General features: G+C 71.9%; 10 protein-coding genes, 1 pseudogene and 1 riboswitch. Of the genes and pseudogenes, 8 read left to right on the top strand and 3 right to left on the bottom strand.

What is annotated here, in order from left to right; genetic code table 11:
- A pseudogene (locus ACIRPH_RS18855) lies at positions 1-91 on the bottom strand (succinate--CoA ligase subunit alpha); the annotation flags it as partial.
- 37 nt (positions 92-128) lie between these two features.
- Positions 129-1,316: an ADP-forming succinate--CoA ligase subunit beta gene (gene sucC, locus ACIRPH_RS18850; protein ID WP_402915990.1), complete on the bottom strand. Its 1,188-nt coding sequence runs from the start codon at positions 1,314-1,316 to the stop codon at positions 129-131.
- A gap of 152 nt (positions 1,317-1,468) precedes the next feature.
- Between sucC and ACIRPH_RS18845 the strand changes: the two genes are divergently transcribed.
- The 6 genes from ACIRPH_RS18845 to ACIRPH_RS18820 all read left to right on the top strand — a co-directional run bounded on the left by ACIRPH_RS18845 (position 1,469) and on the right by ACIRPH_RS18820 (position 10,490).
- Positions 1,469-2,875, top strand: a complete 1,407-nt coding sequence (locus ACIRPH_RS18845) for an MFS transporter (RefSeq protein WP_402915988.1) — start codon at positions 1,469-1,471, stop codon at positions 2,873-2,875.
- An 84-nt stretch (positions 2,876-2,959) separates the two neighbouring features.
- Complete coding sequence (locus ACIRPH_RS18840; RefSeq protein ID WP_402915986.1) at positions 2,960-4,669, top strand: thiamine pyrophosphate-binding protein; 1,710 nt, start codon at positions 2,960-2,962, stop codon at positions 4,667-4,669.
- A 21-nt stretch (positions 4,670-4,690) separates the two neighbouring features.
- On the top strand, positions 4,691-5,920 hold the full coding sequence (gene frc, locus ACIRPH_RS18835; protein ID WP_402915984.1) for a formyl-CoA transferase: 1,230 nt from the start codon (positions 4,691-4,693) through the stop codon (positions 5,918-5,920).
- A 4-nt stretch (positions 5,921-5,924) separates the two neighbouring features.
- A complete protein-coding gene (locus ACIRPH_RS18830; RefSeq protein ID WP_402915982.1) occupies positions 5,925-8,084 on the top strand; it encodes an acetate--CoA ligase family protein in 2,160 nt (719 codons plus the stop codon).
- 247 nt (positions 8,085-8,331) lie between these two features.
- Positions 8,332-9,933 carry an Nramp family divalent metal transporter gene (locus tag ACIRPH_RS18825; protein ID WP_402915980.1) on the top strand — a complete coding sequence of 534 codons (1,602 nt, stop codon included), beginning with the start codon at positions 8,332-8,334 and terminating at the stop codon, positions 9,931-9,933.
- A complete protein-coding gene (locus tag ACIRPH_RS18820; RefSeq protein ID WP_402915978.1) occupies positions 9,933-10,490 on the top strand; it encodes a hypothetical protein in 558 nt (185 codons plus the stop codon). Before ACIRPH_RS18825 ends, ACIRPH_RS18820 begins: the two co-directional genes overlap by 1 nt.
- A 177-nt stretch (positions 10,491-10,667) precedes the next feature.
- On the opposite strand, the gene ACIRPH_RS18815 is transcribed toward ACIRPH_RS18820, so the two are convergent.
- On the bottom strand, positions 10,668-10,982 hold the full coding sequence (locus tag ACIRPH_RS18815; RefSeq protein ID WP_402915976.1) for a DMT family transporter: 315 nt from the start codon (positions 10,980-10,982) through the stop codon (positions 10,668-10,670).
- Between the two features lie 30 nt (positions 10,983-11,012).
- A riboswitch (guanidine-III (ykkC-III) riboswitch) is annotated at positions 11,013-11,076 on the bottom strand.
- Positions 11,077-11,573: 497 nt separating this feature from the next.
- Here ACIRPH_RS18815 and ACIRPH_RS18810 point away from each other — a divergent pair.
- A complete protein-coding gene (locus tag ACIRPH_RS18810) occupies positions 11,574-11,972 on the top strand; it encodes a DUF485 domain-containing protein (protein WP_402915974.1) in 399 nt (132 codons plus the stop codon).
- A complete protein-coding gene (locus ACIRPH_RS18805; protein WP_402915972.1) occupies positions 11,969-13,669 on the top strand; it encodes a cation acetate symporter in 1,701 nt (566 codons plus the stop codon). Before ACIRPH_RS18810 ends, ACIRPH_RS18805 begins: the two co-directional genes overlap by 4 nt.
- Positions 13,670-13,887: the final 218 nt, after the last annotated feature.

Here is a 13,887-nt window from a genome sequence, read left to right as displayed (position 1 = left end):
AGGCGAGCATGCGCCGGGTGTGCTTGGTGCCCTCAGAGCCCGTCATGCCCTGGACCAGCACCTTGCTGTCCTTGGTCAGGAAAATAGCCATGGTGTGTCGCGTCCCCTGTCGAAGTTCGTCTCGCCGGTCAGCCCAGTGCCGCGAGCTCGGCGGCCCGAGCGGCGGCGCCGTCCATCGTGTCGACCCGCCGAACGGCCGGGTGGGCGCGCTCGTCGAGGATCCGCCGGCCCAGCTCGGCGTTGTTGCCGTCCAGGCGCACGACCAGCGGCTTGCCGGACCCGCCGGAACCCGGGTCGCCGCCGCGCTGCTCCAGCAGCTCCAGCGCCTGCACGATGCCGTTGGCGACCGCGTCGCAGGCGGTGATGCCGCCGAAGACGTTGACGAACACGCTCTTGACCGCCGGGTCGCCCAGGATGATCTCCAGGCCGTCGGCCATGACCTCGGCGGAGGCGCCGCCGCCGATGTCGAGGAAGTTGGCGGGCTTGACCCCGCCGTGCTCCTCGCCGGCGTAGGCGACCACGTCCAGCGTGGACATGACCAGGCCCGCGCCGTTGCCGATGATGCCGACCTCGCCGTCGAGCTTGACGTAGTTCAGGCCCTTCTCCTTCGCCCTGCGCTCCCGGTCGTCGACGTCGGAGCCGTTCGCGAAGGGGACGCGCTCGGGGTGGCGGAAGCCCGCGCTCTCGTCCAGGGTGACCTTGCCGTCGAGGGCGACGATCCGGCCGTCGGCCGTGCGGACCAGGGGGTTGACCTCGACGAGGGTGGCGTCCTCCCCCGAGGCGACCGCCCAGAGGCGGGTGATCACCTGGGCGGCGCAGTCCCGCACCTCCTCGGGGATCCCTGCGGCGCGGCAGATCTCCAGCGCGGCGGCCTGGTCGACCCCCTCGGGCCCGACCGGCGTGCGCACGACCGCGCCGGGGTTCGTGACGGCGACCTCCTCGATCTCCATGCCGCCCTCCTTGGAGCAGATCGACAGGAAGCCGCGGTTCGCCCGGTCCAGCAGGAACGAGAAGTAGTACTCCTCCGCGATGTCGGAGGCCTCCTCGACCAGGACACGGCGGACCGTGTGGCCCTTGATGTCCATGCCGAGGATCTGCTCGGCCCTGGCCCGGGCGTCCTCGGGGCCCTCGGCGACCTTCACGCCGCCGGCCTTGCCGCGACCACCGGTCTTGACCTGCGCCTTCACCACCACACGGTGACCGATGCGGCCGGCTGCCAGCCGCGCCTGCTCAGGGGTGTCCGCGATCTCGCCCTCGACGAGGGGGACGCCGTACTCCCCGAAGAGCTGTTTGGCCTCGTACTCGTGGAGATCCACCTGGCCTCCTCATGACGTGGTTGTCGTGTCCCCTTCAGTGATACTCCATACTGTATGCAGTATTCAATACTCCCATGGTCGAAAATGTGTCCTGCGCCACCCCTTCCCAGGGCGCCGAGAACTTTGCATACTGCATACAAGGAGGTGTCGCCATGCGCAGCCCCCATTCCCCCGGACACCCCCCGCCCCCCGCCACCGACCGGGAGGAGGTGCGCGACTGGCGCGGCAGGCGCTACTCCGTCGGCCCGGCCGCCCGCACGCTGACCGGCGTGCCCCGTTCCGTCGTCCTCGCCCGAGCGCTGGTCGCGGCCTCGGCGGTCGGGGTGCTCCAGTTCGGCTACGGCGCGGCGGTCCCGACCCTGGTCGCCGCGCACGGCTGGTCCCCCGCCGCGGCCCTGCTCCCGTTCCTCGTGTGGACCCTGGTGCAAGGCGCCTGCGCCCCCGCCCTGCACCGTCTGGGGAGGCGGCGGGAGCTGCGGGCCGGGGCGCTGATCCAGACCGGCGCGCTGCTGTGCGCGGCGGCGCTGGTCGTGCTCGGTACCTCCTCCGGGCTCACCGCGGCCGTCCTGGGCTACGGGGTGCTCGGCGGGGCGGGCGCCGGACTCGTCTACCACTCCTGCACGGACCTGGTCGGCGGCTGGTTCCCCGACCGGCGCACCGTGCGCTCGGGGGCCGTGGGCGGCGCCTTCGCCCTGGGCCCGGTCCCCCTCCTCCCCGCGATCGCGGGCGGGACGGCGCCCGCCTCGCTGCCCTGGGCCTGCGCGTCGCTGGCGGCGCTGGTCCTGGTCCTGGGGGTCGCGGGCGGCGCGGGCCAGCGCTCCGCCCCGCCGCGGTGGTGGCCGCCGGGGGCGGCCGACCCGCGCGCCGCGGCCCTGCGCCGGGGCGCGGACCCGCCCCCGGCCGCCGACTTCACCCACGCCCAGGCGTGGTCGGCCGGCGGGTCGCTGCCCCTCCTGCACGCGGTCGTCGCCCTCTCCGGGGCCGGAGGGCTGTTCGTCCTCGCCGCGCTGCCGGTGCTCCTCCTGGAGGGCGGCCATCCCCCGACCGCCGTCGCCCCGGTGATCGCGGCCTTCGCCGCCGGCAGCGGGCTGGGGCGCCTGGCCGCGGGCGCGGCGGCCGAGCGGACCGGCAGGCGCCGGACCCTCGCCCTGCTGCTGGGGACCGCGGCGCTCGCGCTGACCGGCCTCGCCGCGTCCGCCTCCGCCGGACCACCCGCCGCCGCGGCGCTCCTGGCGCTGGCGGCAGGAGCGGGCACCGGCTCCTGCTACCCGCTGACCCGCGCGATCACCGAGGGGCACTTCGGCTCGCGGTGGACCGCCGGCATCCACGGCCTGGTCTACAGCTCGAAGGCGGTCGGCGGACTGGTCGGCGTCGGCGGGGCGGCGCTGCTCCTGGCGGCGGCGCCGCCCGCCGCCTGGTCGGCGGGCCTGGTCGGCGCGGGCGCGCTGTGCGGGGTCGCGGCGCTGCTCGCGGCCCTGCTCCGGCGTCCGCTCCCGGTACGGACCACACCGGCGGCGCACGGGGTCTGGACACCGCCGCGGCGCCGTGCTCCAATGTGACGTACACGGTATACAGTATCCCGCCAACAGCGTCCCCCCGAGGACGCAGCCCGCCCGCACCGCACGAAAGGGGTCGTCGTACCGATGGCCGACGGCAAGGGAACCACCGAATCCACCACCAGCGAGAAGACCGCGATCTCCGGAGGCCACCTGGTGGCCAAGGCCCTCAAGGCCGAGGGCGTCGACGTCATCTTCACGCTCTGCGGCGGACACATCATCGACATCTACGACGGATGCGCCGACGAGGGCATCGACGTGGTCGACGTCCGCCACGAGCAGGTCGCGGCGCACGCCGCCGACGGCTACGCGCGGATCACCGGCAAGCCGGGGTGCGCGGTCGTGACCGCCGGCCCCGGGACCACGGACGCGGTCACCGGCATCGCCAACGCCTACCGCGCCGAGAGCCCGATGCTGGTCATCGGCGGCCAGGGCGCCCTCAGCCAGCACAAGATGGGCTCGCTCCAGGACCTGCCGCACGTGGACATGATCAACCCGATCTCCAAGTTCGCCGCCACCGTGCCGCACACCGAGCGGGTCGCCGACATGGTCTCGATGGCGTTCCGCGAGGCGAACAGCGGAGCCCCCGGCCCGTCCTTCCTGGAGATCCCCCGCGACGTCCTCGACGCCTCGGTCCCCCTGGACAAGGCGCGGATCCCCGCCAAGGGCCGGTACCGCGCCTCCACGCGGCAGGCGGGCGACCCCGACGCGATCGAGCGCCTGGCCGACCTGCTCGTGCGCTCCGAGCGCCCCAGCATCCTGCTCGGCAACCAGGTGTGGACCACCCGGGCCACGCAGTCGGCCACCGACCTGGTCCGCGCCCTCAACGTCCCCGCCTACATGAACGGCGCCGGCCGGGGCACGCTGGCGCCGGGCGACCCCCACCACTTCCAGCTCTCCCGGCGCTACGCCTTCACCAACTCCGACCTGATCATCATCGTCGGCACCCCCTTCGACTTCCGCATGGGCTACGGCAAGCGCCTCTCCCCCGACGCCACGGTCGTCCAGATCGACCTCAACTACGCCACCGTCGGCAAGAACCGGGACATCGACCTGGGGATCGTCGGCGACGCCGACGTCATCCTGTCGTCGGTGCTCCAGGCCACCTCCGCCTACGGGGACAACGGCTCCCAGAGCCGCAAGACCTGGCTGGAGGAGCTGCGGACCCAGGAGCAGACCGCCCTGGACAAGCGGGCGCACCTGCTCACCTCCGACTCCACGCCCATCCACCCCTACCGGCTGGTCAGCGAGATCAACCAGTTCCTGACCGAGGACTCCATCTACGTCGGCGACGGCGGCGACATCGTCACCTTCTCCGGGCAGGTGGTCCAGCCCAAGTCGCCGGGCCACTGGATGGACCCGGGGCCGCTCGGCACGCTGGGCGTCGGCGTCCCGTTCGTGATGGCCGCCAAGTACGCCCGCCCGGACAAGGAGGTGGTCGCGCTCTTCGGCGACGGCGCGTTCAGCCTCACCGGCTGGGACTTCGAGACCCTCGTCCGGTTCGACCTGCCCTTCGTCGGCATCGTCGGCAACAACTCGTCGATGAACCAGATCCGCTACGGCCAGATCGCCAAGTACGGCGCGGACCGCGGCGAGATCGGCAACACGCTGGGGGACGTGAACTACGCGGAGTTCGCCAGGATGCTCGGCGGCCACGGCGAGGAGGTCCGCGACCCGGCCGACATCGCCCCGGCGCTGCGCCGCGCCCGCGAGTCCGGCAAGCCCTCGCTCGTCAACGTCTGGATCGACCCCGACGTCTACGCCCCGGGGACGATGAACCAGACCATGTACAAGTAGCCGAGCCAGAGAGGAAGAGCCATGGGCAAGGCACTCGACGGGGTACGCGTCCTGGACATGACCCACGTCCAGTCGGGACCGTCGGCGACGCAGATCCTCGCCTGGATGGGCGCGGACGTGGTCAAGGTGGAGGCGACCTCGGGCGACATCACCCGGCGACAGCTCCGGGACCGGCCCGACGTGGACAGCCTGTACTTCACGATGCTCAACTCCAACAAGCGGAGCATCACCCTGAACACCAAGAAGCCCCGGGGCAAGGAGATCTTCCTGGAGCTCGTGCGCCGCAGCGACGTCCTGGTGGAGAACTTCGCCCCCGGCGCGCTGGACCGGATGGGGTTCACCTGGGAGGCGCTCTCCGAGGCCAACCCCCGGCTGGTCTACGCCTCGATCAAGGGGTTCGGGCCGGGCGCGTACGCCGACTTCAAGGCCTACGAGGTGATCGCCCAGGCGATGGGCGGCTCGATGAGCACCACCGGGTTCGAGGAGGGCCCGCCGCTGGCGACGGGCGCGCAGATCGGTGACTCGGGCACGGGGATGCATACAGTAGCCGGTATCCTCGCGGCCCTGTACCAGCGCACCCACACCGGGCGCGGCCAGCGCGTGCAGGTGGCCATGCAGGACGCGGTGCTCAACCTGTGCCGCGTCAAGCTCCGCGACCAGCAGAGGCTCGCCCACGGTCCGCTGGCGGAGTACCCCAACGACGACTTCGGCGACGAGGTCCCCCGCTCCGGCAACGCCTCCGGCGGCGGCCAGCCCGGCTGGGCCGTCCGCACCGCCCCGGGCGGGCCCAACGACTACGTGTACGTCATCGTCCAGCCCGTCGGGTGGGAGCCGATCACCCGGCTCATCGACCGGCCCGAACTGGCCGACGACCCCGAGTGGTCCACCCCCGAGGCCCGGCTGGACAAGCTCGACAAGATGTTCTCCCTGATCGAGGAGTGGACCTCCCAGATCCCCAAGTGGGACGTGCTGGCGGCGCTGAACGCGCACAACATCCCCTGCGGCCCGATCATGTCCACCCGGGAGATCATCGACGACCCGACCCTGCGGGCCAACGGTGTCGTCACCACCGTCGACCACCCCGAGCGCGGGCCCTACAGCACCGTGTCCTCGCCGATCCGCCTCTCGGACTCGCCGGTGGACGTCGTCCGCTCCCCGCTGCTCGGCGAGCACAACGCCGAGGTCTACCGCGGCGAACTGGGGCTGTCCGACGAGGACCTGGCCGAACTCGAATCGAACGGAGTGATCTGAAGACATGGCCGCCTACACCCCCGAGCGTTCCGACCGGGACCGCTCAGCGGTCCGCGAGGTGCTCGACCGGGCCCGCGCCGAGGGCCGCACCGCCCTCACCGCCCCCGAGGGCCGCGTCCTCGCCGACGCCTACGGCATCCCGATCCCCGGCGAGGGCCTGGCCCGTTCCGCGGAGGAGGCCGCCTCCCTCGCCCAGGACCTCGGCCTCCCCGTCGTGGCCAAGATCGTCTCCCCCGACATCCTGCACAAGACCGACGCGGGCGGCGTCGAGGTCGGCCTGGACAGCGCCGAGAAGGTCTCCGAGGCCTACCACCGCATCGTCGCCAACGCCCTCGCCCACACCCCGGGCGCGAGGATCGACGGCGTCCAGATCCAGCAGCAGATCGGCGGCGGACCCGAGGTCGAGGTCCTCGTCGGCGCGACCACCGACCCCACCTTCGGCAAGATCGTGGTGTTCGGTCTGGGCGGCGTCCTGGTCGAGGTCCTGAAGGACGTCACCTTCCGCATGGCGCCGGTCTCCGAGGAGGAGGCGCTGTCCCAGGTCGGCGACATCCGCGCCGCCGAGGTGCTGCGCGGCGTGCGCGGCCGGCCGGGCGTGGACCAGGAGCGGCTCGCAGAGGTCGTCAGCTCGCTGTCGGACCTGGTGACCGACTTCCCCGAGATCGCCGAGGCCGACCTCAACCCCGTGTTCGCCGGACCCTCGTCCGCCGTGGCCGCCGACCTGCGCTTCGTCCTGGACTTCACCCCGGCCGAGCGGCCGGCCCCGTTCGACCGGGACGAGATCCTCGGCGCGATGAACCGGGTCTTCAAGCCCCGGTCGATCGCGATCATCGGCGCGTCCAACGAGGCCGGGAAGATCGGCCACTCCGTCATCAAGAACATCGTCGACGGCGGATACGCCGGCGAGGTGTACCCGGTCAACCCCAAGGCCCCCGAGGTGTACGGCCGCAAGGCGTACGCGAGCGTCCTCGACGTCCCCGGCGACGTCGACGTGGCCGTCTTCGCGATCCCCGCGAAGTTCGTCGCCGGCGCGCTGGAGGAGGTCGGGGCGAAGGGGGCCGCCGCGGCGATCCTCATCCCGTCCGGCTTCGCCGAGACCGGTGAGCAGGAGTTGCAGGACGAGGTGCTGGCCATCGCCCGCAGGCACGGCGTCCGGCTCCTCGGTCCCAACATCTACGGCTACTACTACACGCCCGAGAAGCTGTCGGCCACGTTCTGCACCCCCTACGACGTCGCCGGCGGCACCGCCCTCACCTCGCAGTCCGGCGGCATCGGCATGGCCATCCTCGGCTACAGCCGCAGCACCAACACCGGCGTCTCCGCCATCGTCGGCGTCGGGAACAAGGCCGACATCGACGAGGACGACCTGCTCACGTTCTTCGGACAGGACGAGAACACCAACGCCATCGCCATGCACCTGGAGGACCTCAAGGACGGCCGCGCCTTCGTCGAGGCCGCACGCGAGGTCGTGCCGCACAAGCCCGTCATCGTGCTCAAGGCCGGGCGCACCGACGCCGGAGCCCGCGCGGCCGGGTCGCACACCGGGGCGCTCGCCGGGGACGACAAGGTGTACGACGACATCCTGCGCCAGGCCGGGGTGGTCAGGGCGCCGGGGCTCAACGAACTGCTGGAGTTCGGCCGCGCCCTGCCCGTCCTGCCCACGCCCCGGGGCGAGAACGTCGTCATCATCACCGGGGCGGGCGGATCGGGCGTCCTGCTCTCCGACGCCGTGGTCGACAACGGGATGTCGCTGTACGAGATCCCGCCGGACCTGGACGCGTCGTTCCGGGCGTTCATCCCGCCCTTCGGGGCGGCCGGGAACCCGGTCGACATCACCGGGGGCGAGCCCCCCTCGACCTACGAGGCCACGGTCAGGCTGGGCCTGGAGGACGAGCGGGTGCACGCGCTGATCCTGGGCTACTGGCACACCATCATCACCCCGCCGATGGTCTTCGCCAAGGTGATCAGCGAGGTCGTGGCCGAGGCCAGGGCCAAGGGGATCGACAAGCCCGTGGTGGCCTCCCTCTCCGGGGACACCGAGGTGGAGGAGGCCTCGCGGTACCTGTTCGACCACGGGATCGTGGCCTTCCCCTACACGACCGAGAAACCCGTGCAGATTCTCGGCGCGAAGTATCGCTGGGCGCGCGCCGCAGGACTACTCTGACCCAGTGCCCGGCCGGCGCCCACCGCGCCGGCCGGGCCCCGGCACCACCGCACCGCCGCACCACCCCTGATCCCGACGGCCTCGGAGCCGCCGCCACAAGGCCGTCGGGACCCTCCGCCGCGGACGCAGCCACTCACCGGCCGCGACGGTCCGCCCGCACACCGACAGAAGAGGTGACCGCACCACCCGGGGGCGCCATGCAAGCAAGCAGCTCGCATCCGCACATCCCACACAGGGAGTTCCACCCATGGATTCCTCACGCCCCGAGACCGGCGGTACGCCGGGTTCCGCCGACAAGTCCCCCACCGACTCGCAGATCCCCTTCGTCCCCGCCCAGCGGCAGCCGAGCACCGTCGAGTCCGACACGTCCTCCACGGCCACCGCCGCCGGCGGCGCTCCCCCGCAGGAGGAGCGCGTGTGGAAGGCGGGCCGGCTGGAGCCGATGCCCATCCGCCCCCTCCCGAAGGCTCCCCCCTCGATCCACATCCTCGGACCCACCGTGTTCCTCGTCGCCCTCGGCGTCGGCATGGGCGAGTCCTACATGTGGCCGAGGCTGGTCCTCGTGTTCGGCCCCGAGATCCGCTGGCTGTTCCTGGTCGGCGTCTCCCTGCAGGCCGTGGTCATGCTGGAGATGTCGCGCTACGCGATGGCGACCGGCGAGAGCATCTTCTACGGCGCCGCGCGCGTGTTCAAACCGCTGATGTGGTTCTTCTTCCTCACAGCGATCCTGGTGTACATCTGGCCGGGACACCTCTCCGCGGGCGCCTCCGCGTTCGAGCGGGTGACCGGTATCCCCTGGCAGGCGACGGCGGTCGCGGGGATGCTCCTCGTCGGCGTGGTGTTCACGCTGGCGAAGGTCATCTACAACCTGCTGGAGAGCGTGCTCTCCATCTGCATCGGCCTCCTGGTCGTCGGGACGTCCGTGGTCGCGGCGATGGTCGGCAACCTCTCCGACCTCACCTCCACCATCAGCGGCATGTTCGCGTTCGGCTACTTCCCGCCCGAGGCGATGACGGCCGCCTGGTTCCCGATCATCGTCGGCTCCGTCGCCTTCGCCGGACCCTCCGGCATGCAGCAGATGTGGTACACCCTGCACCTGCGCGACAAGGGCGCGGGCATGGGCGCGCACATCCCGCAGATCCGGGGGCTCCGGCACTCCGGCGAGCAGGAGACCATGCCCTCGCGCGGCTTCATGTTCGACACCTCCGACCCCGCGGAGATGGCGAAGTGGAAGGGCTGGCGGCGCTGGGTCACCTTCGACGCCATGGTCCTGTTCTGGGGCATCACCATGCTGGTGACGATCTCCTTCACCGTGCTGGCCCAGGCCTCCGCCCGCATCGACCCGAACGTGGCCGACCTCATCCGGGCCGGTGACCGCGACGCCTCCCTGGACGCCATGGCCGGCTCCTTCTCCGCCGCGGGAAGCCCGGTCCTGGGGACCGTCTTCTTCTGCTTCATCGCCCTCATCGGGCTCAACGCCACGCTGGGCCTGTTCGACTCCTTCTCGCGCGGCCAGGCCGACATGACCTACAACTTCGTGCCGGGCGCCAAGAAGATCGGTGTCTCGAAGCTGTACGCCATGTTCCTGTGGGGCCTCATCGTCTTCGGCATCCTCGTCCTGCTCTTCGGCCCCGCCGACGGGCCCGCGGCGATCCTGGACGTGCTCGCGTTCCTGTCGGCGTTCGCGATGGGCGCGTACTGCGTGGTGCTGCTGCTGGTCAACAACCTCACCCTGCCCAAGCCGATCCGGCCGGGCATCGTCTCCAACGCCGTCATCGCCTTCGCCGCGCTGTTCTACCTCGGCGCGCTCTTCTACTCGCTGTTCGCCTTCGGGGTCGTGGTGGACTGATGGGCGTCCAGGTCTCCCCCAGAACGTCCGGCGCCCTCCTCCACCACGCCGAGGTCGCGGTGCCCGGAGCGGCGATCGGCCTCGTCGCCGGGCTGTTCGCCGCGGGCGTCGGCGCGATGGCCGGGCTGCCCGCGCTCCTCAACACCACGGTGGGGGCGGCGCTCGGCCTGCCCCTCGCGCTGCTCGGCGCCGGGTACTGCGTGCTGCTCGCCCGAGGCGTGTTCTCGGTCGGCGCGGTGGCCCCCCTCGCGCTGTACTGGCTGGCGGGCTTCCCCCTCGCCCGCCTGTTCGACTCCTACGCCGTGGCACTGGTGCTCGGGAACGACACCGTGCTCCGGGAGCCGCTGCTGTCGTTCCTCGCCCTCCAGGCGATGCTCAGCTTCGGCTTCACCATCGGGTTCCTGTGGCTGCACGAGAGGATCGCGCCGCACTGGCTGCTGCGCGTCCGCGGGCACAACCCGGTGGCGGCCTCTCTGGTCGAGCGGTACATGGAGCACGCGGAGCACCTCGAGAGGCGTCGGGCCTCCCGGCGCCGTCCCCCGGCCGCCCCGTCCTGACGGACACGGCCTGCCCGGTGCGGCGTCCCGCGCCGCACCGGACAGGCCGTCCCATGAGCACCGGGAGTACCGCCGGCCAGGACCCCGTGTCCGGGCCGGCGCACGGCGCGGTCCGGGCGCCGGAGCGGCGGACCCGTGTCCGCGCCGTCCCGGTCCCCCGCCGACCGGCGGCCCGGCTCAGTGCAGGACCTTGAGCCCGACCACCCCGGCGACGATGAGGACCAGGCAGAGCCCCTTGAGCGGGCTGAAGCCCTCGCCCAGGAAGAACATGCCGACCAGCGCGGTGCCGACGACGCCGATCGACACCCAGACCGCGTAGCCCGTCCCCAGGGGGATGGTCCGCAGCGCGTACGCCAGCCCGGCCATGCTCAGCGTCAGGGCGGCGCCGAAGGCCACCGTCGGCCACAGGCGCGTGAAGCCCTGCGAGGCGTGGAGCGCGGCAGCCCACGCGGTTTCCAGAAGACCGGAGATCACCAGTACAGCCCAGGCCATCGACCCGTACCTCCATGACGTGCGTGCAGGAACGCGCCGTCTTGTCGTACCGGGTACGGCGCACCTCGTCCGGGGTCTCACGGATCGCGCCGGCGCGGCGGGGCCGCGCGGGCGGTGATGCCTCGCAACCTACAACCCGCGGACGCGGACCGGGCTTCCGGGGCCGCCGGAGAGGTGCGCCACCGCCCGTGGGGCCGGGCCGCGGCCCCCGGACGGGACCGAGGGGCCCCGCGCCCGGACGCCCGCCGCTCCCCCTCCGGGCGGGGCCGGGGGCTCCCGGCCCGGACGCCCGCCGGACGGACCGCCCGCCGCGCGGGGCCGGACCACACGCGGTGGGGGACCGGACCGGTGCGCCGCCCCGGGCGGACCGGCTCCCGGCCGCCCGGCGACCGTTCGTCCCGTGCCGCGACCGTTCGTCGCACGGTGGGCGACCGTTCGACGCTCCGCCCCCGCGTTCGGCGCGCACGCGGGCGCGCCCCCTCCTTGGCGGGAGTGCCACTCCTTACAGTGCCGAGTAATACAGATCACACGAAGGAAGCGCGCTCCCGGCAGCGCGGCCGTTCCCGCCATCCCCCGGAGGTACGACCCAGCATGGCCACACAACGCCCACCAGAACCGCCCACCCCGCCCCCGGGGCCGGGGGAGGGATCCCCGGAGGAACAGCTGTCGGAGGCGGCCGTCATCGCCATGCACAGCGACCCCCGGTTCAAGACTCTGAAGAAGAGCCTGTACAGCTTCATCTTCCCGATGAGCCTGGCGTTCATGGCCTGGTACCTGCTGTACGTGTTCATGACGGCGTTCGCACGCGACCTCATGAGCACCCAGCTCTTCGGGAACGTCAACCTCGCACTGGTCTTCGGCGTGCTCCAGTTCGTGACGACCTTCGGCATCGCCATCCTCTACTCGTCCTACTCGCGCAAGCGGCTCGACACGGCCGCGGCCGTCGTGCGCGAGGCCCTGGAGAACGGTGACGGGGGGACCGGCAAGTGAACCTCGACAGCGTCCAGTACCTCGCCGACACCGCCGCGGTCAGCGACAGCAGCCGCGCGATCACCATCGGCCTCTTCAGCGTCATCATCGCGGCGACGCTCTACATCACCGTGTGGGCCAGCCGCCGCACCCACAACGCCACCGACTTCCACTCGGGGGGCCGCGGCTTCAGCGCCGTCCAGAACGGCTTCGCGATCGCGGGCGACTACATGTCCGCGGCCTCCTTCCTGGGCATCGCGGGCATGATCGCCCTGTTCGGGTACGACGGCTTCCTGTACTCCATCGGCTTCCTCGTCGCCTGGCTGGTGGCGCTGCTCCTGGTCGCAGAGCTGCTGCGCAACTCCGGCCGCTACACCATGGGCGACGTGCTGTCCTACCGGATGCAGCAGCGCCCGGTGCGGACCGCCGCCGCCGTCTCCACGGTCACCGTGTCGATCTTCTACCTCCTCGCGCAGATGGTCGGCGCGGGCGCGCTGATCTCCCTGCTCATGGGCATCCAGCCCGGCGAGACCTACCTCGGCATGTCGGGTGAGACCGCGAAGATCGTCGGCATCGTCGTGGTCGGCATGCTGATGACGATCTACGTGTCCTTCGGCGGCATGAAGGGCACCACCTGGGTCCAGATCATCAAGGCCATCATGCTGATGACCGGCGCCGCCCTGCTGGTCCTGCTGACCCTGTCGATCTACGGGTTCAACTTCGGCTCCCTGATGAACGACGCGGCCGAGGCCAGCGGCCGGGGCGCGGTGTTCCTGGAGCCCGGCCTGCGCTACGGCGTCGAGGTCCCGGGCGACGCGATCCAGACCATGTGGAACAAGCTCGACCTGGTCAGCCTGGGCATGGCCCTGGTCCTGGGCACGGCCGGCCTGCCGCACATCCTCATCCGCTTCTACACGGTGCCCGACTCCATGACGGCCCGTAAGTCCGTGAACTGGGCGATCGGCCTCATCGGCACCTTCTACCTGTTCACCCTGGTCCTGGGCTTCGGCGCGGCGGCCATCGTCGGCCACGAGGCCATCACCGCGCAGGACGCGGCGGGCAACGCCGCGGCGCCCCAGCTCGCCCAGGCCGTCGGCGAGCGGTTCGGCGGCGAGCTGGTGGGTGCGATCATGCTCGCGCTCATCGCCTCGGTCGCGTTCGCGACGATCCTGTCCACGGTCGCCGGCCTGGTCATCGCCTCGTCCTCCTCCCTCGCGCACGACTTCTACAACTCGGTCCTGCGCAAGGGGAAGGCGACCGACAACGAGGAGGTCCGGGTCGCGCGGCTGGCCGCCGCGGGCATCGGCCTCGTCGCCGTCGTCCTGGCGGTGTTCGCCCAGGGGCTCAACGTGGCCTTCCTGGTGGCCCTGGCCTTCGCCATCGCCGCCTCGGCCAACCTGCCGACGATCCTGCTCAGCCTGTTCTGGAAGCGGTTCAACACCCGCGGTGCGATCGCCGGCATCTACGGCGGCCTGGTCAGCGCGGTGGGCCTGGTGTTCTTCTCCCCGGTCGTGTCCGGCTCCGAGACCGCCCTGATCCCCACCATGGACTTCGCCTGGTTCCCGATGCCCAACCCGGCGCTGTTCTCGGTGCCGCTGGGCCTGCTGTGCGCGGTCGTCGGCACGCTGACCTCCAAGGAGCAGGACTTCGCGAAGTTCGCCCAGCTCCAGGTCCGCGCCCTGTCCGGCGCGGGCGCGGAGAAGGCCTCCGACCACTAGGGCGCGCGGCGCCCCGCAGGCCACCGGACTCGGGCGGCCTCCGGCCGGTCCCCGCCGGGACCCTTTCGTCCCCGGACCGGCCACCGCCCCGAGTCCTCCCGTCCCGGGCCCGTCACCCTCTCCGGGTGGCGGGCCCGAGGCGCGCCCGCGGGGCGAGCACCCGGTCGACCCTGGCACAATCAGGAAAGGTGACCCCCGACACGTGAGCGTTGACACAT

The organism is Nocardiopsis sp. NPDC101807, assembly GCF_044766605.1.
GTDB classification, from domain to species: Bacteria; Actinomycetota; Actinomycetes; order Streptosporangiales; family Streptosporangiaceae; genus Nocardiopsis; species Nocardiopsis tropica.
The sequence above is the reverse complement of the archived record's forward strand: the minus strand, read 5'-3'. Positions and strand labels throughout refer to the sequence as shown.